The 22,458-nt window shown below is 36.8% G+C and carries 19 protein-coding genes, 2 pseudogenes and 1 riboswitch; all 21 genes and pseudogenes read left to right on the forward strand.

The features are described from left to right. The first annotated feature begins 32 nt into the window (after positions 1 to 32). The gene (gene tepA, locus DN410_RS18365) at positions 33 to 782 is read left to right on the forward strand and encodes a translocation-enhancing protein TepA (RefSeq protein WP_149177528.1); all 750 of its coding nucleotides are present in this window, start codon (positions 33 to 35) and stop codon (positions 780 to 782) included. Then, positions 779 to 982 carry a YlzJ-like family protein gene (locus DN410_RS18370; protein ID WP_149177529.1) on the forward strand — a complete coding sequence of 68 codons (204 nt, stop codon included), beginning with the start codon at positions 779 to 781 and terminating at the stop codon, positions 980 to 982. Before tepA ends, DN410_RS18370 begins: the two co-directional genes overlap by 4 nt. A 210-nt stretch (positions 983 to 1,192) precedes the next feature. Continuing rightward, the gene (locus tag DN410_RS18375) at positions 1,193 to 3,574 is read left to right on the forward strand and encodes a DNA translocase FtsK (RefSeq protein ID WP_149177530.1); all 2,382 of its coding nucleotides are present in this window, start codon (positions 1,193 to 1,195) and stop codon (positions 3,572 to 3,574) included. 204 nt (positions 3,575 to 3,778) lie between these two features. Next, a riboswitch (purine riboswitch) is annotated at positions 3,779 to 3,880 on the forward strand. Between the two features lie 231 nt (positions 3,881 to 4,111). Beyond that, entirely contained in the window at positions 4,112 to 4,837 is a 726-nt protein-coding gene (locus DN410_RS18380) for a GntR family transcriptional regulator (RefSeq protein WP_149177531.1), read from the forward strand. 94 nt (positions 4,838 to 4,931) lie between these two features. Beyond that, positions 4,932 to 6,008, forward strand: coding sequence for a BMP family lipoprotein (locus DN410_RS18385; RefSeq protein WP_149177532.1), 1,077 nt, complete (start codon positions 4,932 to 4,934; stop codon positions 6,006 to 6,008). 108 nt (positions 6,009 to 6,116) lie between these two features. Continuing rightward, a complete protein-coding gene (locus tag DN410_RS18390; protein WP_149177533.1) occupies positions 6,117 to 7,649 on the forward strand; it encodes an ABC transporter ATP-binding protein in 1,533 nt (510 codons plus the stop codon). Beyond that, positions 7,642 to 8,700 carry an ABC transporter permease gene (locus DN410_RS18395; RefSeq protein WP_149177534.1) on the forward strand — a complete coding sequence of 353 codons (1,059 nt, stop codon included), beginning with the start codon at positions 7,642 to 7,644 and terminating at the stop codon, positions 8,698 to 8,700. The genes DN410_RS18390 and DN410_RS18395 overlap by 8 nt, the downstream gene beginning before the upstream one ends. Further along, on the forward strand, positions 8,701 to 9,660 hold the full coding sequence (locus DN410_RS18400) for an ABC transporter permease (protein ID WP_149177535.1): 960 nt from the start codon (positions 8,701 to 8,703) through the stop codon (positions 9,658 to 9,660). Positions 9,661 to 9,869: 209 nt separating this feature from the next. Beyond that, positions 9,870 to 11,144 carry an EF-P 5-aminopentanol modification-associated protein YfmF gene (yfmF, locus tag DN410_RS18405; RefSeq protein ID WP_149177536.1) on the forward strand — a complete coding sequence of 425 codons (1,275 nt, stop codon included), beginning with the start codon at positions 9,870 to 9,872 and terminating at the stop codon, positions 11,142 to 11,144. Further along, positions 11,145 to 12,431: an EF-P 5-aminopentanol modification-associated protein YfmH gene (yfmH, locus tag DN410_RS18410; RefSeq protein WP_149177537.1), complete on the forward strand. Its 1,287-nt coding sequence runs from the start codon at positions 11,145 to 11,147 to the stop codon at positions 12,429 to 12,431. A 100-nt stretch (positions 12,432 to 12,531) separates the two neighbouring features. Further along, a complete protein-coding gene (gene ymfI / locus DN410_RS18415) occupies positions 12,532 to 13,245 on the forward strand; it encodes an elongation factor P 5-aminopentanone reductase (RefSeq protein WP_149177538.1) in 714 nt (237 codons plus the stop codon). A 75-nt stretch (positions 13,246 to 13,320) separates the two neighbouring features. After that, positions 13,321 to 13,569 (forward strand): DUF3243 domain-containing protein, encoded by a 249-nt coding sequence (locus DN410_RS18420; RefSeq protein WP_000114444.1) that lies wholly within the window; start codon positions 13,321 to 13,323, stop codon positions 13,567 to 13,569. 139 nt (positions 13,570 to 13,708) lie between these two features. Next, positions 13,709 to 14,494 (forward strand): DUF3388 domain-containing protein, encoded by a 786-nt coding sequence (locus tag DN410_RS18425; RefSeq protein WP_000574107.1) that lies wholly within the window; start codon positions 13,709 to 13,711, stop codon positions 14,492 to 14,494. 21 nt (positions 14,495 to 14,515) lie between these two features. After that, positions 14,516 to 15,442 carry a helix-turn-helix domain-containing protein gene (locus DN410_RS18430; RefSeq protein ID WP_149177539.1) on the forward strand — a complete coding sequence of 309 codons (927 nt, stop codon included), beginning with the start codon at positions 14,516 to 14,518 and terminating at the stop codon, positions 15,440 to 15,442. 63 nt (positions 15,443 to 15,505) lie between these two features. Then, positions 15,506 to 16,084, forward strand: a complete 579-nt coding sequence (gene pgsA / locus DN410_RS18435) for a CDP-diacylglycerol--glycerol-3-phosphate 3-phosphatidyltransferase (protein ID WP_088230073.1) — start codon at positions 15,506 to 15,508, stop codon at positions 16,082 to 16,084. 20 nt (positions 16,085 to 16,104) lie between these two features. Beyond that, on the forward strand, positions 16,105 to 17,343 hold the full coding sequence (gene cinA, locus DN410_RS18440; protein WP_149177540.1) for a competence/damage-inducible protein CinA: 1,239 nt from the start codon (positions 16,105 to 16,107) through the stop codon (positions 17,341 to 17,343). 144 nt (positions 17,344 to 17,487) lie between these two features. Beyond that, positions 17,488 to 18,096 (forward strand): annotated as a pseudogene (gene recA / locus DN410_RS18445) (recombinase RecA); the annotation flags it as partial. Positions 18,097 to 18,423: 327 nt separating this feature from the next. Continuing rightward, positions 18,424 to 18,846, forward strand: a pseudogene (locus tag DN410_RS18450) (recombinase RecA family protein); the annotation flags it as partial. Positions 18,847 to 19,327: 481 nt separating this feature from the next. Continuing rightward, positions 19,328 to 20,890, forward strand: coding sequence for a ribonuclease Y (gene rny, locus DN410_RS18455; protein WP_000099774.1), 1,563 nt, complete (start codon positions 19,328 to 19,330; stop codon positions 20,888 to 20,890). A gap of 318 nt (positions 20,891 to 21,208) precedes the next feature. Continuing rightward, positions 21,209 to 22,003 carry a TIGR00282 family metallophosphoesterase gene (locus DN410_RS18460; RefSeq protein WP_003199419.1) on the forward strand — a complete coding sequence of 265 codons (795 nt, stop codon included), beginning with the start codon at positions 21,209 to 21,211 and terminating at the stop codon, positions 22,001 to 22,003. A 149-nt stretch (positions 22,004 to 22,152) separates the two neighbouring features. Continuing rightward, complete coding sequence (spoVS, locus tag DN410_RS18465) at positions 22,153 to 22,413, forward strand: stage V sporulation protein SpoVS (RefSeq protein WP_000404341.1); 261 nt, start codon at positions 22,153 to 22,155, stop codon at positions 22,411 to 22,413. Positions 22,414 to 22,458: the final 45 nt, after the last annotated feature.

A 22,458-nucleotide genomic window follows, 5' to 3' on the forward strand; every position in this document is an offset into this window, starting at 1 on the left:
AATAGTGATATACGAGTGAAAGGGGATGCGATATGACAGAACGTGAACGTAATGCAAATGAAGAGAAAGAAGCTGAGCCAAAAGAAACGGGGAAAGAAGCTTCGATAGTAGAGAAAATTCAACAGCTTGGACAAACGAATGTGCCACAAATGAACGAATCACGTATTCATTGTTTAACAATCGTTGGGCAAGTGGAAGGTCATGTTCAGTTGCCTCCGCAAAATAAAACAACAAAATATGAGCATATCATTCCGCAAATTGTTGCGATTGAACAAAATCCGAAAATTGAAGGTTTGCTTTTAATATTGAACACAGTTGGAGGTGACGTTGAAGCTGGGCTAGCAATTTCTGAAATGGTAGCTTCGCTTTCAAAGCCAACGGTATCTCTTGTTTTAGGTGGGGGGCACTCTATTGGTGTGCCAATCGCTGTTTCTACTGATTATTCATTTATTGCGGAAACTGCGACGATGACGATTCATCCAATTCGTCTAACCGGTCTTGTTATAGGCGTGCCACAAACATTTGAGTATTTGGATAAAATGCAAGAAAGAGTCATTCGATTTGTGACGAAGCATTCGAAAGTAACGGAAGATCGTTTTAAAGAGCTGATGTTTGCAAAGGGTAATTTAACGCGGGATATTGGGACGAATGTAATTGGTGGAGATGCAGTGAAATATGGCCTTATAGATGATGTCGGTGGTATTGGCAGTGCGCTTCGAAAATTAAATGAATTAATAGATGTACGCATGGATAATGATGCAGAAGGGACAATGCTACAATGATTTTATATACAATTATGCCAGAGCAACTTGTGTATCCAGCCGATTATTCACAGTGTGAAATCCAAAAAATTGTAAATATAAATGGTGTAGAATTAATGGTTTCTGAAGAGGAACATGGGTGCTATTCTATTGTACGTGTGTTAAGTACGAATCCTTTTGATTACTTAGATTATGAGCCTGGACAGAAAATAACCTTTTAGCAAAAAGAAGGATTTTGCTTAGAAGCTATGGTATAATATAAAAAACAAGACGGTTGAGCAGCCATGAGTAGGCTGCTTTCTTCTGTTTATTTAGCATTTTACAGGAAGTGTAAAAATAGAAGATATAAAGACCTGAAAAAATAGAGAAAACAGACATATAAGGCTTTTTAGAAGGAAGTTTTTCTTATATGTAGAACGTGAGGTGAAGAAATGGCAAAACAAAAGCAAAGAGGGACGAAGGCGAAAGCAAGACGTACGATAAAGCCAACTTTGTATTATGAAATCGTTGGTTTAACTCTTTTTGCACTTTCAATCATTACGATATTACAGCTAGGTGTTGTAGGAAAATCGTTTGTGTTGTTTTTTCGCTTCTTCTTTGGTGAGTGGTACATAATTGGTGTGTTAGGTGTAATAGCTTTATCTGTTTCGTTTGTTATAAAACGTGGATGGCCAAACCTTTTAAATAAAAGGTTAATTGGATTTTATTTAATTGTATTGGCGATATTAATGTTTAGTCATATTACATTATTTAACCTACTTACGAAAGATGGAGCAGTGCAAAATACTTCTGTTATTGTGAGTACGAAAGATAACTTCTTTCTTGAAATGAAAAAGGGGCCAGATAGTGTTCATTTAGGTGGAGGTATGTTTGGTGCGCTTATGTTCGCAACATGTTACTTCTTATTTGATGAAGTAGGAGCCTATATTATTGGGATTATATTGGTTATTCTTGGAATACTCTGTATAACCAATAAACATATTGGAGAAGTACTAGCTCCGGTTGGTAGAATTCTTAGAAGTCAATTTGAAGTGGTGCAAGGGGATTATAAAGATTGGAGATCCAAAAGAGCCGCTGAACAAACAGAAAAGAAAAAAACAACAAGAAGTACACGGAGTAGACGTGCTGCAGAACAAGAAGAAATTATTGAGCCAGTGGAAGAAATCCAAATTGATCCTCCGATTATTTCAAATTTCACTGAGAATTATCCTGTAAATGAAGAAGAGGATAAACGAATTGAAGTAGAACAAGAAGAGTTGATTACTTCTCCATTTATCGAAGAAGCTCCACCTGTTGAGGAGCCGAAGAAAAAGCGTGGAGAAAAAATCGTTGAATCGCTAGAGGGGGAAACGCAAGCACCTCCTATGCAATTTTCAAATGTGGAAAATAAAGACTATAAGCTTCCTTCTCTTGATATATTGAAATTCCCCAAAAATAAACAAGTGACAAATGAAAATGCGGAGATTTATGAAAATGCTCGTAAATTAGAACGGACATTCCAAAGTTTTGGTGTGAAAGCGAAAGTAACCAAAGTACATAGAGGTCCGGCAGTTACGAAGTATGAAGTATATCCGGATATGGGAGTGAAGGTAAGTAAAATTGTTAGTTTAAGTGATGATTTAGCGCTTGCATTAGCGGCGAAAGATATTCGTATTGAAGCACCTATTCCCGGGAAATCAGCTGTAGGGATTGAGGTTCCGAATTCGGAGGTTTCTATGGTAACACTTAGAGAAGTTCTGGATTCAAAGGCTAATAATCATCCGGAAGAAAAACTATTAATTGGTCTTGGACGAGATATTACAGGGGAAGCGGTATTAGCTCGTTTAAATAAAATGCCCCATTTACTAGTAGCTGGTGCGACTGGTAGTGGGAAAAGTGTATGTATTAACGGTATTATTGTTAGTATTTTAATGCGTGCAAAACCACATGAAGTAAAATTAATGATGATTGATCCGAAAATGGTAGAGTTAAATGTATATAATGGTGTTCCGCACTTGTTAACGCCAGTTGTAACTGATCCGAAAAAGGCGTCACAGGCTTTGAAAAAAGTTGTAAGTGAGATGGAGCGTCGTTACGAATTATTTGCTCATAGTGGAACACGTAACATTGAAGGATACAATGACTATATTAAAGAGCACAACGGTCAATCAGAAGCAAAACAACCTGAATTACCGTATATTGTAGTAATTGTGGACGAGCTGGCAGACTTAATGATGGTTGCTTCTTCAGATGTAGAGGATGCAATTATGCGTTTAGCACAAATGGCACGTGCTGCTGGTATTCATTTGATTATCGCGACGCAACGTCCGTCAGTTGATGTTATTACCGGTGTTATTAAAGCGAATATTCCATCGCGTATTGCATTCGCTGTATCTTCTCAAACAGATTCTCGTACAATTCTTGACGGTGGTGGTGCAGAGAAGCTGCTAGGTCGAGGGGATATGTTGTTCATACCAATTGGTGCATCGAAGCCTGTGCGTGTACAAGGCGCATTTTTATCAGACGATGAAGTTGAAAGAGTTGTAGAATATGTTATTGGGCAACAAAAAGCACAATATCAAGAAGATATGATTCCGCAAGATGTTCCTGATACAAAACAGGAAGTAGAAGATGAATTATATGATGAAGCAGTACAACTCGTAGTGGAAATGCAAACAGCCTCTGTTTCTATGCTGCAACGTAGGTTTAGAGTAGGGTATACGCGAGCGGCTCGTTTAATTGACGCAATGGAAATGAATGGTGTAGTAGGTCCTTATGAAGGTAGTAAACCGAGAGAAGTACTCATTAATGACGTGCAAGAAAAAAGTTCTTAAAAAAAAGCCTAATTGTTTTTACAATTAGGCTTTTTTATATGCTGTTTTTGTTATATACTATAGTCAGTAATAAAGAAAGGGCTTACATTTAGGTAATTTCTTTAGAATGCGAATACTATGAGTATGATTTTTATAAACGTTCGATATTCAATGTAGAAAAATGTTAAATTTTGTTGACACGTATGGGAGCAAGTGGTAAGATTACTTCGAAAAGAATCACTGCCTCATATAATCTTGGAGATAAGGTCCATAAGTTTCTACCTGGCAACCGTGAATTGCTGGACTATGAGGGGAAAAGTGTGTAACAAAGGATGTAAGGAATCTTTGTGCCGAACTTTTTCTCGATATGAGGAATGTTTATGGTACAAAGTTTTTTTTATGGAGTAAAGAGTGAAAATTTATTCTTGAAAAATTATTAATATTTATTCGACAATTATGCTTATTTTTAGTATTTAGTAATTTACTATGTTGTAAGTTGAAAAAAGAGAAAAGAAGTCTTACATCAGAGGTCGAATAATTGAAATGCGGGGGAGTCTTATGTCAGTAAAATCCGATAGTCGTCACCTATATTTACGGGTGATAGATCACATCAAAGAAAAAATTAAAGATGGAGCTTACAAAGAAAGACAAAAGTTACCATCAGAGTTTGATTTAGCGAAAGAACTTGGCGTAAGTAGAGCAACTTTAAGGGAAGCACTGCGTATTTTAGAGGAAGAAAATGTTGTTATTCGTAGACATGGTGTGGGGACATTTGTAAATGCGAAACCGCTATTTTCTTCTGGAATTGAGCAACTTTCTAGTATTACAGATATGATTTCTAGTGTGGGGAAAACACCGGGAACAATCTTTTTATCATCATCTACAACAACTTTAACAGAAGAAGAAAAAGAGAAATTTAATTGTGAAGATGGATTTAATGCAGTAATGATTGAGCGTGTGCGTACAGCAGATGGGGAACCAGTTGTATATTGCGTTGATAAACTGGCAAAAGAGATTTTACCAGATTTATCTGGATACAATGAGGAATCGTTGCTTACTGTTATACATAATAATACGCACAAACGTATTACGTACGCGGTTGCTCACATTGAGCCAATAGGTTATCATCCGAAAGTTTCACCGATTTTAGAATGTGAACCTGAAACGGCGCTGCTAGTTTTAAAGCAAATGCATTATGATCAAAATGATGAACCAATTTTGTATTCTATCAATTACTTTAGAGCTGATAAGTTTAGCTTTCACGTATTAAGAAAGCGCATGTAGGCAAGTTCCATTTTAGGGAGGTGACAGCAAGAAGTTAGGGACAGCAGCGTAAGAATAAAGAGATATATTTATTATTTTAGGAGGGGTTTCTAGTATGAAGAAAAAAACAGGTCTATTATTATCGTTAACGTTAGCAGCAAGTACAGTGTTAGGTGCATGTGGTAATTCGGATAAAGCGGATAGCGGCAAAAAAGGTGATAAAGAGTTTAAAGTTGGTATGGTTACAGACGTTGGGGGCGTTGATGATAAATCATTTAACCAATCAGCTTGGGAAGGTTTAACGAAATTTGGTAAAGAAAACGATTTAAAGAAAAATGAAGGATATCGTTACCTTCAATCAAGTAAAGATGCAGACTATATTCCAAACTTAACAAAATTTGCGAAAGATCACTATAACACAACATTTGGTATTGGATTTTTAATGCAAGACTCAATTGAAAAGGTTGCAAAACAATATCCGAAAGAGCAATTTGCAATTGTAGATACTGTTGTAAAAGAACCGAATGTAACAAGTATTACATTTAAAGATCATGAAGGTTCATTCTTAGTTGGTGCTGTAGCAGCAATGACAACAAAATCAAATAAAGTTGGTTTTATTGGTGGTGTGAAGAGCCCATTAATTACAAAGTTTGAATCAGGTTTTAAAGCGGGAGCGAAAGCAGTAAATCCAAATATCGAAATTGTAGCGCAATATGCAGATGCATTTGACAAACCAGAAAAAGGATCTGTATTAGCTTCAGCAATGTACGGTGGTGGAGTTGACGTAATTTATCATGCTTCAGGTGCAACTGGTAACGGTGTATTCACAGAAGCGAAAAACCGTAAGAAAAAAGGTGAAAACGTTTGGGTAATCGGTGTTGACCGTGACCAAAATCAAGAGGGTATGCCTGAAAACGTAACTTTAACTTCTATGGTAAAACGTGTTGATATTGCAGTAGCTAAAGTAGCACAAGAAGCGAAAGATGGTAAATTAAAAGGCGGTAAAGTAGAAGAGTTTGGATTAAAAGATGACGGTGTTGGTATTGCGAAAACTACTGATAATGTGAAAAAAGTAAATCCAGAAATCTTAACAAAAGTAGAAGAGTTTGAGAAGAAAATCACTGACGGTGAAATTAAAGTACCTGCAACTGACGAAGAATATAAAGCATATGAAGCTTCTCTAAAGAAATAATAATAGAGAGATAGCAAAGGTTAGTTCTTAGAACTAACCTTTGTATATATAAAAATACCTTTAATAGACTGCAATTGGGGAGTGTTCCCTGCTAGAAGGAGGAGCAAAATGGAATACGTAATTGAGATGAACAATATTACAAAAGTATTCCCAGGCATTGTAGCGAATGATGATATTACGCTACAAGTAAAACAGGGAGAGATACACGCTTTACTTGGAGAAAATGGCGCAGGGAAATCAACGTTGATGAATGTACTGTTTGGTTTGTATCAACCAGAACAGGGAGAAATTAAAATTAAAGGAAACCCTGTGAAAATTACAAATCCGAATATAGCAAATGACCTTGGTATTGGGATGGTCCATCAGCATTTTATGCTTGTTCATAATTTTACAGTTACAGAGAATATTATTCTTGGAAATGAGCCGAAGAAAAAAGGAAGAATTGCTGTTGAAGAGGCTGCGAAAGAAATTAAACAATTATCTGAACAGTACGGTTTAGCGGTTGATCCAAATGCAAAGATTGAAGATATTTCAGTTGGGATGCAGCAAAGGGTTGAAATATTAAAAACGCTTTATCGTGGCGCGGAGATTTTAATATTTGATGAACCAACTGCGGTGTTAACTCCTCAAGAAATTCATGAGTTGATTCAAATTATGAAAAAACTTGTACAAGAAGGAAAATCTATCATTCTTATTACACATAAGTTGAAAGAAATTATGGAAGTTTGCGACCGTTGCACAATTATTCGTAAAGGTAAAGGAATTGGTACAGTTGACGTTGCAGAAATGAATGAACATAAACTTGCAGAGTTAATGGTCGGACGTCAAGTGAATTTCAAAACAGAAAAAATAGAGGCTAAACCGAAAGAAGAGGTTCTATCTGTTTCGAATATTGTCGTTCATGATGCACGCCAATTACCTGCTGTAAAAGGCCTTGACTTAACTGTTCGTGCAGGAGAAATCGTTGGTATTGCAGGGATTGATGGAAATGGACAAAGTGAATTAATAGAGGCAATTACTGGTTTACGAAAAGTTGAGTCAGGTTCTATTGCAATTAAAGGGAAAGAAATTACGAATTGGCCTGTTCGAAGAATTACAGAGGAAGGAATTGGTCATATTCCAGAAGATCGTCATAAACACGGCCTTGTGCTTGATTTCTCTGTTAGAGATAATATAGTTTTGCAAACATACTATAAAAATCCGTTCTCAAAGAAAGGGATTTTAAACTTTAGTCAAATCACACAAAAAGCAAAAGCGCTTATTGAACAGTTTGATGTGCGTACACCCGGTGAACATACGTTAACTCGCGCACTATCTGGTGGAAACCAGCAAAAGGCAATTATCGCACGTGAAGTGGATCGTAATCCAGATTTATTAATTGCAGCACAGCCAACACGTGGTTTAGATGTGGGTGCAATTGAATTTATTCATAAAAAATTAATCGAGCAAAGAGATAAGGGGAAAGCGGTATTGCTTCTATCGCTAGAACTGGATGAAATTTTAAATGTAAGTGATCGAGTTGCAGTTATATATGAAGGGAAAATTGTAGCAATTGTTGATGCAAAAGAAACAAATGAACAACAGCTTGGTTTGTTGATGGCTGGCGGAACGGAGAAAGAGAAGGTGAATACAAATGGCTAAAAAATTTTTAACGGAGCGAACAATTAATATTTTAGTTCCTGTATTATCCGTTATTTTTGGTTTACTTGTTGGTGCCATTGTAATGTTGGTTAGTGGATATGATCCAATTGTTGGGTATGTAGCGCTTTGGGAAGGAATGGTTGGAAGTCCGCAAGCAATTGGAGAAACATTACGTACGATGATTCCGCTTGTATTAGCAGGACTATCTGTAGCATTTGCATTCCGTACAGGTCTTTTTAACATCGGAGTAGAAGGGCAGTTATTAGTTGGTTGGCTTGCTGCTGTTTGGTTTGGATATGCAGTATCATTACCGGCAATTTTACATATTCCGTTGTCAATTTTAGTAGCGGCAATAGCTGGTGGGCTATGGGGGTTTATCCCGGGATATTTGAAAGGGAAATTTAAAGTAAATGAAGTAATCGTAACGATTATGATGAATTATATTGCACTTTACGTGACGTATGATTTAATTAAGCGCTTTTTACATGAGGCGAATGAGAAGTCATATGATATAAAATCTAGTGCTTCTTTATCTTCTGAATGGTTATCTTCTTTAACAGATGGTTCTCGTTTGCACTGGGGAATTATCGTAGCGATATTAGTTGCAATTATTATGTGGTTCTTATTGGACAGAACGACATTGGGATACGAATTGAAATCTGTTGGATTTAATCAACATGCTTCTCAGTATGCGGGTATGAAAGTTTCTCGAAATGTTGTGCTATCTATGACGATTGCAGGTGCATTTGCAGGGATTGGTGGTGCTATGGAAGGGCTTGGTACATTCCAAAACATGACGGCGATGTCTTCGTTTACTGGTATTGGATTTGATGGGATTGCGGTAGCGCTTCTAGGAGGAAATAATCCATTTGGCATATTATTATCAGCTTTACTGTTCGGTGGTTTGAAAAGTGCAGCCCCACAAATGAATTTTGAAGCAGATGTACCTTCTGAGTTAATTAACGTTATTATTGCATGTATTATTTTCTTTGTAGCGTGCAGTTATGTTTTACGCTGGGCACTTACACGTATGAGCAAGGAGGGGAAATAAATGAGCTTTTTAGATATTTTAGCCATTCTTGTGACGGGTACGTTATATACGGCAGCGCCACTTATTTTTACGGCGTTAGGTGGAGTGTTCAGTGAACGTTCTGGTGTTGTAAACATAGCGTTAGAAGGTTTGATGTTATTTGGTGCATTTACTGGTGTTGTTACAACGTTATTAATGGGGGATACGTGGGGAGCAATGACTCCTTGGATCGCGCTATTATTTGCAGCGATTGGTAGTGGGTTATTTGCACTTCTTCATGCAGTAGCATCCATTACATTCCGTGCGGATCAAGTAGTGAGCGGGGTAGCGATTAACTTCTTAGCTCTTGGTTTAACAGTATTTGCGATTAAGAAAATCTTTGGCAAAGGACAAACTGATTTCATTCAATATCGTATTGAAAAAATCGATGTTCCGGGTCTTTCTGATATTCCGGTAATCGGAAAAATCTTTTTCTCAAATGTACCGTTAACATCATATATTGCTATTATTTTAGCGTTTGTCGTTTGGTATATTATTTATAAAACGCCATTCGGTCTTCGTTTACGTGCTGTTGGTGAGCATCCAATGGCAGCAGATACGATGGGAATTAATGTATATAAAATGCGTTATATTGCAGTTTGTATATCTGGAATGTTTGCAGGGGTTGGTGGCGCGGTCTTCGCTATGTCGATCTCTGGTAACTTCTCAGGTGCTACAATTACGGGACAAGGTTTCTTAGCATTAGCAGCCATGATTTTTGGTAAATGGAATCCACTCGGTGCTCTTGGAGCGGCTCTGTTCTTCGGATTTGCTCAATCACTAGGAATAACAGGTGGTACAATTCCAGTACTAAAAGAAATTCCAAGTGTATTCTTAACGATATTACCATATGTATTCACAATATTAGCACTTGTTGGTTTTGTTGGTCGTTCGGAAGCGCCGAAAGCATTAGGAACACCTTATGAAAAAGGAAAACGATAAGAATTTTGTAAGCATAAAAAAGCTCGCACATTAGTGCGGGCTTTTTTACATAGAATATGTTTAATACGGAATTTTTCCATATTCCTTACATACTAAAGTTTTTAGAAAGGATCATATGTAAGCATAATAAGGAAGAAAAGTTGATTTTTCATTTCTAAAAACTGTATATTGAAGAGGAATATTCCTACATACGTAAAGGAGGGCTATAAATGAAACTGATGGAACAACAGTTACATGAGTTAGGTGGTTTACGCGTACATATTATTCCAACTGATAAATATAAAACAAATACATTTGTATTTCGTTTTAAAGCACCTTTAAATGAGGAGACGGTGACAGAGCGTGCCCTATTGCCATATGTATTGCAAAGTGCGACAGAAAAACTACCTTCTGTAATTCGTCTTCGTCAATATTTAGAAGAATTATATGGATCTTCTTTGGCGGTAGATGTAAGCAAAAAAGGGGAAGATCACATCATCTCCATTTATGTAGACATTGCAAATGAAGTATATTTACATGATGCACCACCGTTATTTGAAAAAGCGCTTTCTATGTTGTCGGATATTGTTTTACATCCAGCAACAGAGGGGAACAGTTTTCTACCTTCTATCGTAGAAAGTGAAAAGAGGGCGCTCTTGCAACGAATTGAAGCTACTTATGATGATAAAATGCGCTATGCAAACGAGCGGTTAATCGAAGAAATGTGTAAAGTAGAACCATATCGTTTAAGTGCAAATGGAAAAAAAGAGAGTGTTTCTTCTATTACAAATGAAAGTCTGTATCAATATTATCAAAAAGTGTTAGCGGAAGATGAAATGGATCTTTATATTATTGGTGATATTTCAGAAAACGCAGTTGATCTTGTAAGTAAGTATTTTTCTGTTTCGGCGCGTCCTGTGAAAGAAAGAAATGTACTCCTTCATAAGCGAAATAATGAAGAAAAAGAAGTTGTTGAAAAACAAGAATTAAAACAAAGTAAATTAAACATTGGCTATCGTACGTTTGTCACATATAAAGATGAAGATTATTTTGCACTGCAATTGTTCAACGGATTATTTGGAGGATTCTCTCACTCGAAATTATTTGTAAATGTCCGTGAAAAAAATAGTTTAGCGTACTATGCAGCATCGCGCTTTGAGAGTCATAAAGGCTTATTGTTTGTTATGTCTGGAATTGAAGCGAAAAATTATGAAAAAGCAGTTGAAATTATTAAAGAACAAATGCTGGCGATGCAAAACGGAGAGTTTTCTGAAGAAGAGATGCATCAAACAAAAAGCGTCATTCAAAATCAAATATTAGAAGCGATTGATACACCGCGCGGGTTTGTGGAAATGCTTTATCATGGTATTATTTCAGATCGTACGCGTCCAGTTGAAGAGTGGCTTACGGGTATTGAAAGTGTAACGAAAGAAGAGATTGTGAAAGTGGCAAAAAATATTGAACTAGATACAATTTACTTTTTACATGGAACGGAGGGAGAATAAATGGAGAAGATTGTTTATGAGCAATTAAAAGAGACGCTCTATTATGAAAAACTTCCTAACGGATTAGATGTATATATTTTACCGAAGCAAGGCTTTAATAAGACATTTGCAACGTTTACGACAAAATATGGTTCTATGGATAATACATTTGTACCATTAGGTAAAGAAGAAATGATTCGTGTACCTGATGGGATTGCTCATTTTCTTGAGCATAAATTATTTGAAAAAGAAGATCACGATGCTTTCCAATTGTTTAGTAAACAAGGAGCATCGGCAAACGCTTTTACATCTTTTACACGAACAGCTTACCTTTTTTCATGCACATCAAATGTAGAACGAAATTTAAATACATTGTTAAACTTCGTGCAAGAGCCTTACTTCTCTGAAAAAACAGTTGAAAAAGAGAAGGGGATTATTGGGCAGGAAATTCAAATGTATCAAGATAATCCAGATTGGCGCTTATACTTTGGGTTAATTGATAGTTTGTTTGTAAAGCACCCAATTAAAATTGATATTGCAGGGACAATTGAGTCTATTAGTAAAATTACGAAAGATCTATTATATGAATGCTATGAAACATTTTATCATCCGAGTAATATGTTACTATTTGTTGTTGGTGCAATTGATCCAGAGAAAACTATGGATTTAGTACGTGAAAATCAAGCGAAAAAAGATTATAAAAATCAGCCGGAAATTGTACGTTCATTTGAAGAAGAGCCAGATGAAGTAAATGAAAAGAAGAAAATTATTTCAATGCCTGTCCAAACACCTAAATGTTTAGTAGGTATTAAAGCGACAAATTTAAAAGAAAAAGGAAATGCTCTTTTAAAACAAGAAATCGCGCTTACTTTACTTTTAGATTATTTATTCGGAAAAAGTTCTGTTCATTACGAAACTTTATATAATGAAGGGCTTATTGATGATTCGTTCTCGTATGATTATACGGAAGAAAATAACTTTGGTTTTGCAATGGTTGGCGGCGATACGAAGCGTCCAGATGAATTGGCAGAGCGTTTGAAAGATATTTTATTAAAAACAAATTATGATCAATTAGATGAGTCGGCATTAGAGCGAGTGAAGAAAAAGAAAATTGGTGGTTTTTTACGCTCGTTAAATTCACCAGAGTATATTGCAAATCAGTTTACACGATATGCGTTTAATGAATCTAGCTTATTCGATGCATTGACTGTATTAGAAGGGCTGACGGTTCAAGACTTACAAGAAGTAGCGAAATTATTATTATCAGAAGAAAAAATGAGCGTTTGTCAAGTTTTACCGAAAAAATAAAATTTAAAAGATACCCTCATCTTATTATTGAAAAATTGTAAGATGAGGGTATTATTTAGTTGTGTGAAAATTGAACTTGTAGAGATAAGAGAGGGAATTTATGAAAAAGTATGCACTAGTAACTGGAGGGAGCGGAGGAATTGGCTCTGCTATTTCAAAACAATTAATTCAGGATGGATATACAGTATATGTTCATTACAATAGCAGTGAAAAGAAGGTAACAGAGTTACAAAAGGAATGGGAGGAAGTAATCCCTGTAAAAGCGAATTTAGCCTCTTGTGATGGGGCAGAGCAATTGTGGAAACAAATTGAACATCCTATTGATGTTATCGTATACGCAGCTGGGAAGAGTATCTTTGGACTTGTAACAGATGTAACGAACGAGGAATTGGATTATATGGTGGAACTGCAAGTGAAAAGTGTCTATAAGCTACTATCAATGGCACTTCCGCCAATGATTGGACGAAGAGATGGTAATATTGTAATTGTTTCGTCTATATGGGGGCAAATAGGTGCTTCTTGTGAAGTACTATATTCCATGGTAAAGGGAGCCCAAAATTCATACGTAAAAGCTTTAGCGAAAGAGGTTTCTTTAAGTGAATTACGTGTAAATGCAGTAGCACCAGGTGCAATTGAAACGGAAATGTTAAGTGTTTTTTCTGAAGAGGATAAAATTGGCATTGCTGAGGACATACCATTAGGTAGAATCGGTTTACCAGAAGAAGTAGCAAAAACAGTGTCATTTCTTGTATCGCCAGGGGCATCTTACATAACTGGGCAAATTATCGGAGTGAATGGCGGTTGGCATTGCTAAAAAATTCTTACATAAAAAATGAGAAATTGTATAAATTAAGCATGATTTTATAATTCAATAGTGAGGTGCTTAATTATGTCAGTATTAGATAATTTCGATCAGTGGAAGAGTTTCTTAGGAGACCGTTTAGAGCAAGCGCAAGGAAAAGGTTTAGATGGTGGCGCGGTGTCAGATATGGCATTCCGTGTTGGTGATTACCTTGCTAATGAAGTAGAAGGACGTAATGACCAAGAAAAATTATTAGCCGAGCTTTGGAAAGTTGCTGATGAACAAGAGCAACATACAATCGCAAATTTAATGGTTAAGTTTGTGCAACATAAGTAAAAGTAGAGAGGAGAAATCTCCTCTCTACTTTTTTTGTATAATAATTACGCGGGTTAGATTATACATTTAGCTTCCCTATTAAGGTGAAATCATATAATATAGTACGTAGGTGTAAAGTAAGCAAGGGGAGTGATCTTGGATGATTGAATGGTATTTTGAATATGAAATACATAAAAACCGACCTGGCTTGCTTGGTGACGTTTCTTCGTTAATCGGTATGCTCGGCATTAATATTGTCACAATTAATGGTGTGGATAATGCACGACGTGGTTTACTCCTTATGTGTGATAATCAAGAGCAAATCTCTAGACTTGAATCAATTTTAAATACGATGGATAACATAACGGTAACGAAATATCGTCCGCCAAAGCTAAGAGATAAGCTAGCGGTTAGACATGGTAGGTATATACAACGAGATGCAGATGATAAGAAAACATTTCGATTTGTACGTGATGAATTAGGATTACTTGTTGACTTTATGGCGGAGATAATGAAAAAAGAAGGCCATAAACTAATTGGGATACGAGGAATGCCTCGTGTTGGAAAAACCGAATCCATTGTTGCTGCAAGTGTTTGTGCAAATAAAAGATGGTTGTTTGTATCATCTACTCTTATTAAGCAAACTGTTCGTAGTCAATTGATTGAAGATGAGTATAGCGACGACAATATTTTCATCCTAGATGGAATTGTGTCAACAAAGCGTGCAAATGAAAGACATTGGCAGCTTGTTCGTGAAATTATGAGATTGCCTGCAACAAAAGTTGTGGAACATCCTGATGTATTTGTGAGTCAGTCAGAATATACATTGGATGATTTTGATTATATTATCGAGTTACGTAACGATTATGATGAAGAAATTCAATATAATTTAGTAGATGAAATTGAGCAAGGTACGCAAAATAATTTCTCTATGTTCGACTTTTAAAGAAATATTGAGGTGTTAGTAGTGACAGAATTAGGACAAAAGCTGAAAGAAGCAAGAGAAGCGAAAGGCTTGTCTATCGATCAGTTGCATGAGATTACAAAAATTCAAAAACGTCATTTAGTAGCGATTGAAGAAGGCAATTATGATGTATTGCCGGGAGCTTTTTATGCGCGTGCATTCATTAAACAATATGCAGATGCGGTTGGATTAAATGGAGAGGAACTGCTTGTAGAATATCAGAGTACGATACCACAATCTGAGAAACGTGAAGTCCCGCAAGTATCAACTGGACAAAAAACACAAGAAACAATGCAAAAATCTTCATCATGGCCAATTGCAGATCATATGCCGAAAATCTTAGTTGCGCTGTTAGTAATCGCATGTGGAGTGGTAATTTGGTTTGTGTTTCAAGCGTTAACTGGAAAAGGTGATGAGAAAGTTCCGAGTGCTCAAAGCGAGAAAATTGAAGTTAAAAAAGCGGAAAACTCTCCGTTAGATACGAAGAAAGAAGAAGCGAAAGCGGAAGAGCCGAAAAAAGAGGAACCAAAGAAAGAAGAGCCGAAAAAAGAAGAACCAAAGAAAGAGGAACAACCAGCACAACCAACTGGACAACAAGAGATAAAAGTAGTTGGAACAACTGGGAAGGAATCTACTTTGGAAATTCGTAATAATAAAACGTTAGAACTAGAAATTACAACAAAAGGCGCAAGTTATGTAGGTATTAAAAATGAGGCAGGAAATGATATCTTTAGTGGTACAATAGAGGAAGGCCAGACGCAAAAATATGATTTATCAACAGCGAAAGAGGTAAACCTTAATATAGGAAGTGCACCGAATGTTGAATTTAAATTGAATGGCCAAGTTGTTACATTCCCGTTGAATCCAGAAGAGAACTATCATCAAAAATTCTTGATTAAAAATCTAGGGATAGAGCAACCTGCACAATAACAGTCATCGCTTCGATGACTTTTTTCAATGAACAAATGTTTTTGATATGATGGAGGAATAGCTGTGAATTTACCAAATAAAATTACAATATCTAGAATCTTCTTAATTCCAATTTTTATGGTAATTATGTTAGCGCCCTTTAATTGGGGTTCATACACAATTGGTGATGTTGATTTACCAATTCAACATTTAGTAGGAGCACTTATCTTTATTGTTGCTTCAGCTACAGATTGGATCGATGGACATTACGCAAGAAAGTATAATCTTGTAACGAATTTAGGGAAATTTCTTGACCCGTTAGCGGATAAATTACTTGTTTCAGCGGCACTTATTACGTTAGTAGAGATGCAATATGTACCTGCTTGGATTGTTATTGTAATTATAAGCCGTGAGTTTGCAGTAACAGGTTTACGCCTTGTACTTGCTGGAACAGGAGAAGTAGTTGCAGCAAATCAGCTAGGGAAAATTAAGACTTGGACACAAATTATCGCGATTGCAGCATATTTATTACACGATGTACCTTTAAATCTAATCCATATTCCGGTTGCTGATATTTTTATATGGATTGCATTATTCTTTACTGTTATTTCAGGATGGGATTATTTCTGGAAAAATAGAGCTGCTTTTGTAAACTCAAAATAGAGGTTTATGGGGGAATTGGGATGAATGCTGAGATTATTGCGGTTGGAACTGAATTATTACTTGGACAAATTGCAAATACAAATGCCCAGTTTTTATCTGAAAAGTTAGCTTCAATCGGAATTAACGTGTACTACCATACTGTAGTTGGAGATAATAACAAACGATTACAGCAGGCGATTGAAGTTGCGGAAGAACGCGCGGACATGCTTATTTTTACAGGTGGATTAGGCCCGACAAAAGATGATTTGACGAAGGAAACAATTGCGTCTAGCTTAGGAGAAAAGCTCGTATATGATGAAAAGGCATTAGTATCAATAAGCGATTATTTTAAGCGTACAGGTCGTGAGTTCACTGAAAATAATAAAAAGCAGGCACTCGTTTTGAATGGAGCAACTGTATTTGCCAATGATCACGGTATGGCGCCTGGTATGGGATTAAATAAGAACGGAAAAGTTTATATTTTGTTACCAGGACCACCGAAAGAAATGAAGCCGATGTATGTAAGTTATGTAGAGCCTTTTTTACGTAACTTTACAACGGGAGAAAACATTTATTCTCGTGTGCTTCGCTTCTTCGGGATTGGGGAATCTCAATTAGAGGTGAAAGTTCAAGATTTAATTGATGGACAAACGAACCCGACAATCGCCCCACTCGCAAATGATGGAGAAGTGACATTACGTTTAACTGCCAAGCATCAAAATGCTGAGGAAGCGGAGAAACTCATTCAGCGTATAGAAGATTTGATTTTAGAAAGAGTAGGAGAATTTTTCTACGGATATGACCAAGAATTTCTGCATTATAAGGCAATAGAGTTATTGAAGAAAAAAGAATTAACTTTAGCTTGTGCGGAAAGTTTAACAGGTGGTCTCTTCGGAAATCAAGTAACAGAAATTTCGGGTGTATCTTCCGTATTTAAAGGCGGTGTCATTTGCTATCATAATGATGTGAAGCAGCATGTTTTGCATGTGCCTGAAGAAATATTGCATATGGATGGTGTGGTTAGTAAAGAATGTGCTCGTTATCTTGCTGAAAATGTTAAAGAATTATTAAAAGCAGATATCGGAATTAGTTTCACTGGGGTAGCAGGACCAGATGCTTCAGAACAGAAAGAGCCGGGAACAGTATTTGTTGGATTGGCGATTAAGGATGAACAAACTGTAGTCTTTCCACTTAATTTAAGCGGAAGTCGTCAGCAAATTAGGGAACGCTCAGCAAAATATGGATTTTATCATTTGTATAAAAAGCTAGAAGAGATATAAATCTCTTTTAGCTTTTTTTAATGGTTAAATGCAGTTTTATTAAATGGAAAATAAAAAAATCGAATAAATGTTCGATTTTTGTTGGCAAATTGAATTGAAAATAGGTATAATAAGATTAGCAATTCAGTTAAGGAGGAATTTTGAATGAGTGATCGTCAAGCGGCATTAGATATGGCGTTAAAACAAATAGAGAAGCAATTCGGTAAAGGTTCAATTATGAAATTAGGAGAACAAGCGGAGCGTAGAGTTTCTACGGTTTCTAGTGGTTCTTTAGCACTTGATGTGGCACTAGGGGTAGGCGGATACCCACGCGGCCGTATTATCGAAATTTACGGACCTGAAAGTTCAGGTAAAACAACTGTTTCATTACATGCAATTGCAGAAGTACAGCGTCAAGGTGGACAAGCAGCATTCATCGATGCGGAGCACGCAATGGATCCTGTATATGCACAAAAATTAGGTGTTAACATCGATGAATTACTATTATCACAACCTGATACAGGGGAGCAAGGATTAGAAATCGCAGAAGCACTTGTACGAAGTGGCGCGGTTGATATTATCGTAATTGACTCTGTAGCAGCTCTTGTACCGAAAGCAGAGATTGAAGGAGACATGGGTGACTCACACGTAGGTTTACAAGCACGTTTAATGTCACAAGCACTTCGTAAGCTATCAGGTGCAATCAATAAATCAAAAACAATCGCAATCTTTATTAACCAAATTCGTGAAAAAGTTGGGGTTATGTTTGGAAATCAACTACAAGTTGCTTAATCGTAAAGATTAAGGAGTTTACCATGGGTTTCCCTTGCTAGTGATAGCATGTTAAAAAACCTTGTGAACCTTATTGCCTAAGGGTGTAACTATTCATATAGTTGCTAACGGTGAAGCCCACCATTATTTAGGGTAATACCGTGCCAAGCTCCATAGTGATATGGGGAAGGTGTAGAGACTACCGAAAAGGACTTTTAGTTAACTGAGTAGGGTACGGCAGATGATAGGCTACTGCTGGAAGTGCAAGGCTCTCTGTAAAGAGATGAAGAGATAGTCCGGACTATAGAGATGGAAAATCTATAGATAGTGCCAGAAACAACTCCAGGTGGTCGTGCGTTGAAATTCTATTCAACTGTCCGTCTTGAAGTGCGTCGTGCGGAGCAATTAAAGCAAGGTAACGACATCGTTGGTAATAAAACAAAAGTAAAAGTAGTTAAAAATAAAGTGGCACCACCATTCCGTGTTGCTGAAGTTGATATTATGTACGGAGAAGGTATTTCAAGAGAAGGTGAAATCTTAGATATGGCTTCTGAACTTGATATCGTTCAAAAGAGTGGTGCTTGGTACTCTTATAATGAAGAGCGCTTAGGACAAGGTCGTGAAAATTCGAAGCAGTTCTTAAAAGAAAATACGGATTTAAGAGAAGAAATTGCCTTCTTTATTCGTGAGCATCACGGAATTGGTGAAGATTCTGGTGCTGAAGGCACGGAAGATTCAAATCTTCTTGATTAAAAATAAAAGACACGCTCTCGTGTCTTTTATTTTTAATTCATTATGAAAGCGTTGTATATCGTTGGAGATAAAATATTTAATTTACCTAAAAGGCTATGTGTAAAGAAGAATATATGCACGTTTTATATGAAAAAACTGGGATTTACTAAGGTTTTCCAGCATAATATGCGGTCTGCTTTTTAAATCCGTATAGGAATTAGGGCTGAAGGTAAAGAAAGTAAAAGTAGACAACGCTTGACAATGAAAATTGCGATAGATACAATGAGAATGTATATTTTTTCTTATATACGAAACACTCTTCTCAAGAAGAGAAGTAATATTCGGAGTAAGACTGAAATCTTGCCGAAATAATAATATGACATTTTAATTGTGAAATGAAGAAAGTCCCTTAAAAAAGCGGGACGACGGTCTTTGCTGTATGTTGGTATTCAATGTACATGCCGACAGTCTTTTTTCATTCATAGCAAGGGGAGGTGAAATCATGAGTAGTACAGTTTGGATACTCATCTCCATTTTGCTTGCAACAGTCGGTGCAGTTGTTGGCTTTTTTGTTCGAAAGTCTATTGCTGAAGCGAAGATTAATGGTGCAGCTAATGAAGCGAAACGTATTCTAGACGAAGCGAATCGTGAGGCTGAAGCACTTAAGAAAGAAGCGCTTTTAGAAGCAAAGGATGAAATTCATACACTTCGTACAGAAGCTGAATTAGAAATTCGTGACCGTAGAAGCGAATTACAAAAACAAGAAAATCGTTTAATGCAAAAAGAAGAGAACCTTGATCGTAAAGACGAAACGCTCGATAAACGCGAGCAACAGTTAGAAAAGAAAGAGGATTCTCTTGTAGCGAGACAACAACAGATTGAAGAGTTGGAAAGCAAAGTGGGAGAGTTAGTTCAAAAGCAACAAACGGAATTAGAGCGCATTTCCAATCTGACACGCGAACAAGCGAAAGCAATTATTCTTGGTAAAGTAGAAAGTGAAGTTTCTCATGAAATTGCCGTTATGGTAAAAGAAAGTGAAGTTCGCGCGAAAGAAGAAGCGGATAAGAAGGCAAAAGAGATTTTATCTCTTGCTATGCAAAGATGTGCAGCTGATCATGTTGCTGAAACAACCGTTTCGGTTGTAAATCTTCCAAATGACGAAATGAAGGGCCGTATCATCGGACGTGAAGGTCGTAATATTCGTACGTTAGAAACGTTAACAGGTATTGACCTTATTATTGATGATACACCAGAAGCGGTTATCCTTTCTGGATTCGATCCAATTCGTCGTGAAACAGCTCGTATCGCTCTTGATAAACTTGTACAGGACGGACGTATTCACCCAGCGCGTATTGAAGAGATGGTCGAAAAATCAAGACGTGAAGTGGACGAGTATATTCGCGAAGTCGGAGAGCAAACAACGTTTGAAGTGGGTGTTCACGGATTACATCCAGATTTAATTAAGATTTTAGGCCGCTTAAAATACCGTACAAGTTACGGACAAAACGTCTTAAAACACTCTATGGAAGTTGCATATTTAACGGGACTTATGGCAGCAGAGCTTGGCGAGGATGAAAAACTAGCAAGACGTGCTGGTCTATTACATGATATCGGTAAAGCGATTGACCATGAAGTAGAAGGTAGCCACGTTGAAATTGGTGTTGAACTCGCAACGAAATACAAAGAGCATCCTGTAGTTATAAACAGTATTGCATCTCACCATGGGGACACAGAACCAACTTCTATCATTGCAGTTTTAGTTGCAGCAGCGGATGCATTATCAGCTGCAAGACCAGGAGCTCGTAGTGAAACGCTTGAGAACTACATTCGTCGTCTTGAAAAGTTAGAAGAAATTTCAGAGTCTTATGAAGGCGTAGAAAAATCTTTCGCAATTCAAGCGGGACGTGAAGTTCGTATTCTGGTAAAACCAGATACAATCGATGACTTAGAAGCTCATCGTTTAGCTCGTGATATTCGAAAACGTATTGAAAATGAACTGGATTATCCAGGACATATTAAAGTAACTGTTATTCGTGAAACACGTGCAGTGGAATACGCAAAATAAAGTGGTGAAACACCACTTTATTTTTTTGTGTTGGAATTGGTTAAAATAAAGAAAATTAGTTATCCCGCTATTTGCGGGCATTAAGACTCCCGCCTCAAAATTCAGCGAAAGCAAAGAAGTTAGGCGGGGGATCGGGCTGCCCGTAAATGTCCGATTGGTGAGGGCTAATAATCAGTAGGGATGAAGAAAACCCCAACTGATTAAAGTTTCAATTTATACCTAGTATATAAGTGAAACAAATCTATAATAAATATATTGTAAGGAAGTCACTTGAAGCTATAGTAATAAAAAATGTAGTACATAGAAAGGGTAAGACATATGAGAATATTATTTGTTGGGGATGTAGTAGGATCTCCTGGTAGAGGTATGATTCAACAATACGTACCGGCATTAAAGAAAAAATATACACCTACAGTAACAATCATTAATGGAGAAAACGCTGCGGGTGGACGTGGTATTACAGAAAAAATATATCGAAACTTTTTAGAGTGCGGAGCACAAGCGGTGACGCTTGGAAACCATGCTTGGGATAATCGTGAAGTATTTGAATTTATTGATGACGCAAAATACCTTGCAAGACCAGCTAACTTCCCAGAAGGAACTCCAGGAAAAGGGCTTATCTTTGTGAACTGTAATGGAACAGAAGTTGCAGTTATTAACTTACAAGGACGTACTTTCCTTCCTCCGATTGATTGTCCATTCCGTAAAGTGGATGAATTAATTAACATTGCAAAAAAACGTACAAATATTATCTTTATTGATTTCCATGCGGAAACGACAAGTGAAAAACAAGCGTTAGGTTGGTATGTAGATGGTCGTGCTACCGCGGTAGTAGGTACACATACGCATGTTCCTACAGCGGATAATCGTATTTTACCAAGTGGAACGGCATATATTACAGATGTTGGTATGACAGGACCATACGATGGAATTTTAGGTATGGATCGAGAAGCAGTATTGAAGAAATTTTTGACAAACTTACCAGTACGATTTGAAGTGACAAACGGTAGAACACAATTAAGTGCAGTATTAATTGATGTGGATCCGAATACAGGAAAAGCTAAGAAAATTGAGCGTATCTTAATCAATGACGATCAACCGTTTTTTGAGTAAGTTCAGATTAAAATTTAGATAAGTCATTATTTTTTAATTTTTTAGAAAAATTACAGAAATTTAGCAGGAATACGCGTCATTCCTCGTGAATATAAGTTAAAGTGAAATAATTGCTAATACTTTTTAAAGAAACGAGGAGGAAACGCGGAATGGAAATATTAAAAGTTAAAGCAACGTCGGTCCCTAATTCTGTAGCTGGTGCACTTGCAGGTGTTATTCGCGAACGCGGAACAGCAGAAATTCAAGCCATTGGTGCAGGTGCATTGAACCAAGCGGTAAAGGCAGTAGCAATTGCAAGAGGATTTGTAGCGCCTAGTGGTTTGGACCTAATTTGTATCCCAGCGTTTACAGATATTATGATTGATGGGGAAGAACGTACAGCAATAAAATTAATTGTAGAACCTCGTTAAGTTTGAACAACCTGTTTGCATCTATGCAAACAGGTTGTTTTTATA

This window comes from Bacillus sp. SH5-2 (genome assembly GCF_008368905.1).
GTDB classification, from domain to species: domain Bacteria; phylum Bacillota; class Bacilli; order Bacillales; family Bacillaceae_G; genus Bacillus_A; species Bacillus_A luti.

Coding starts and splice junctions, on each gene's coding strand:
- tepA (WP_149177528.1), top strand. CDS start 33: ATGACAGAACGTGAACGTAATGCAAATGAAGAGAAAGAAGCTGAGCCA.
- DN410_RS18370 (WP_149177529.1), top strand. CDS start 779: ATGATTTTATATACAATTATGCCAGAGCAACTTGTGTATCCAGCCGAT.
- DN410_RS18375 (WP_149177530.1), top strand. CDS start 1,193: ATGGCAAAACAAAAGCAAAGAGGGACGAAGGCGAAAGCAAGACGTACG.
- DN410_RS18380 (WP_149177531.1), top strand. CDS start 4,112: ATGTCAGTAAAATCCGATAGTCGTCACCTATATTTACGGGTGATAGAT.
- DN410_RS18385 (WP_149177532.1), top strand. CDS start 4,932: ATGAAGAAAAAAACAGGTCTATTATTATCGTTAACGTTAGCAGCAAGT.
- DN410_RS18390 (WP_149177533.1), top strand. CDS start 6,117: ATGGAATACGTAATTGAGATGAACAATATTACAAAAGTATTCCCAGGC.
- DN410_RS18395 (WP_149177534.1), top strand. CDS start 7,642: ATGGCTAAAAAATTTTTAACGGAGCGAACAATTAATATTTTAGTTCCT.
- DN410_RS18400 (WP_149177535.1), top strand. CDS start 8,701: ATGAGCTTTTTAGATATTTTAGCCATTCTTGTGACGGGTACGTTATAT.
- yfmF (WP_149177536.1), top strand. CDS start 9,870: ATGAAACTGATGGAACAACAGTTACATGAGTTAGGTGGTTTACGCGTA.
- yfmH (WP_149177537.1), top strand. CDS start 11,145: ATGGAGAAGATTGTTTATGAGCAATTAAAAGAGACGCTCTATTATGAA.
- ymfI (WP_149177538.1), top strand. CDS start 12,532: ATGAAAAAGTATGCACTAGTAACTGGAGGGAGCGGAGGAATTGGCTCT.
- DN410_RS18420 (WP_000114444.1), top strand. CDS start 13,321: ATGTCAGTATTAGATAATTTCGATCAGTGGAAGAGTTTCTTAGGAGAC.
- DN410_RS18425 (WP_000574107.1), top strand. CDS start 13,709: ATGATTGAATGGTATTTTGAATATGAAATACATAAAAACCGACCTGGC.
- cinA (WP_149177540.1), top strand. CDS start 16,105: ATGAATGCTGAGATTATTGCGGTTGGAACTGAATTATTACTTGGACAA.
- rny (WP_000099774.1), top strand. CDS start 19,328: ATGAGTAGTACAGTTTGGATACTCATCTCCATTTTGCTTGCAACAGTC.
- DN410_RS18460 (WP_003199419.1), top strand. CDS start 21,209: ATGAGAATATTATTTGTTGGGGATGTAGTAGGATCTCCTGGTAGAGGT.
- spoVS (WP_000404341.1), top strand. CDS start 22,153: ATGGAAATATTAAAAGTTAAAGCAACGTCGGTCCCTAATTCTGTAGCT.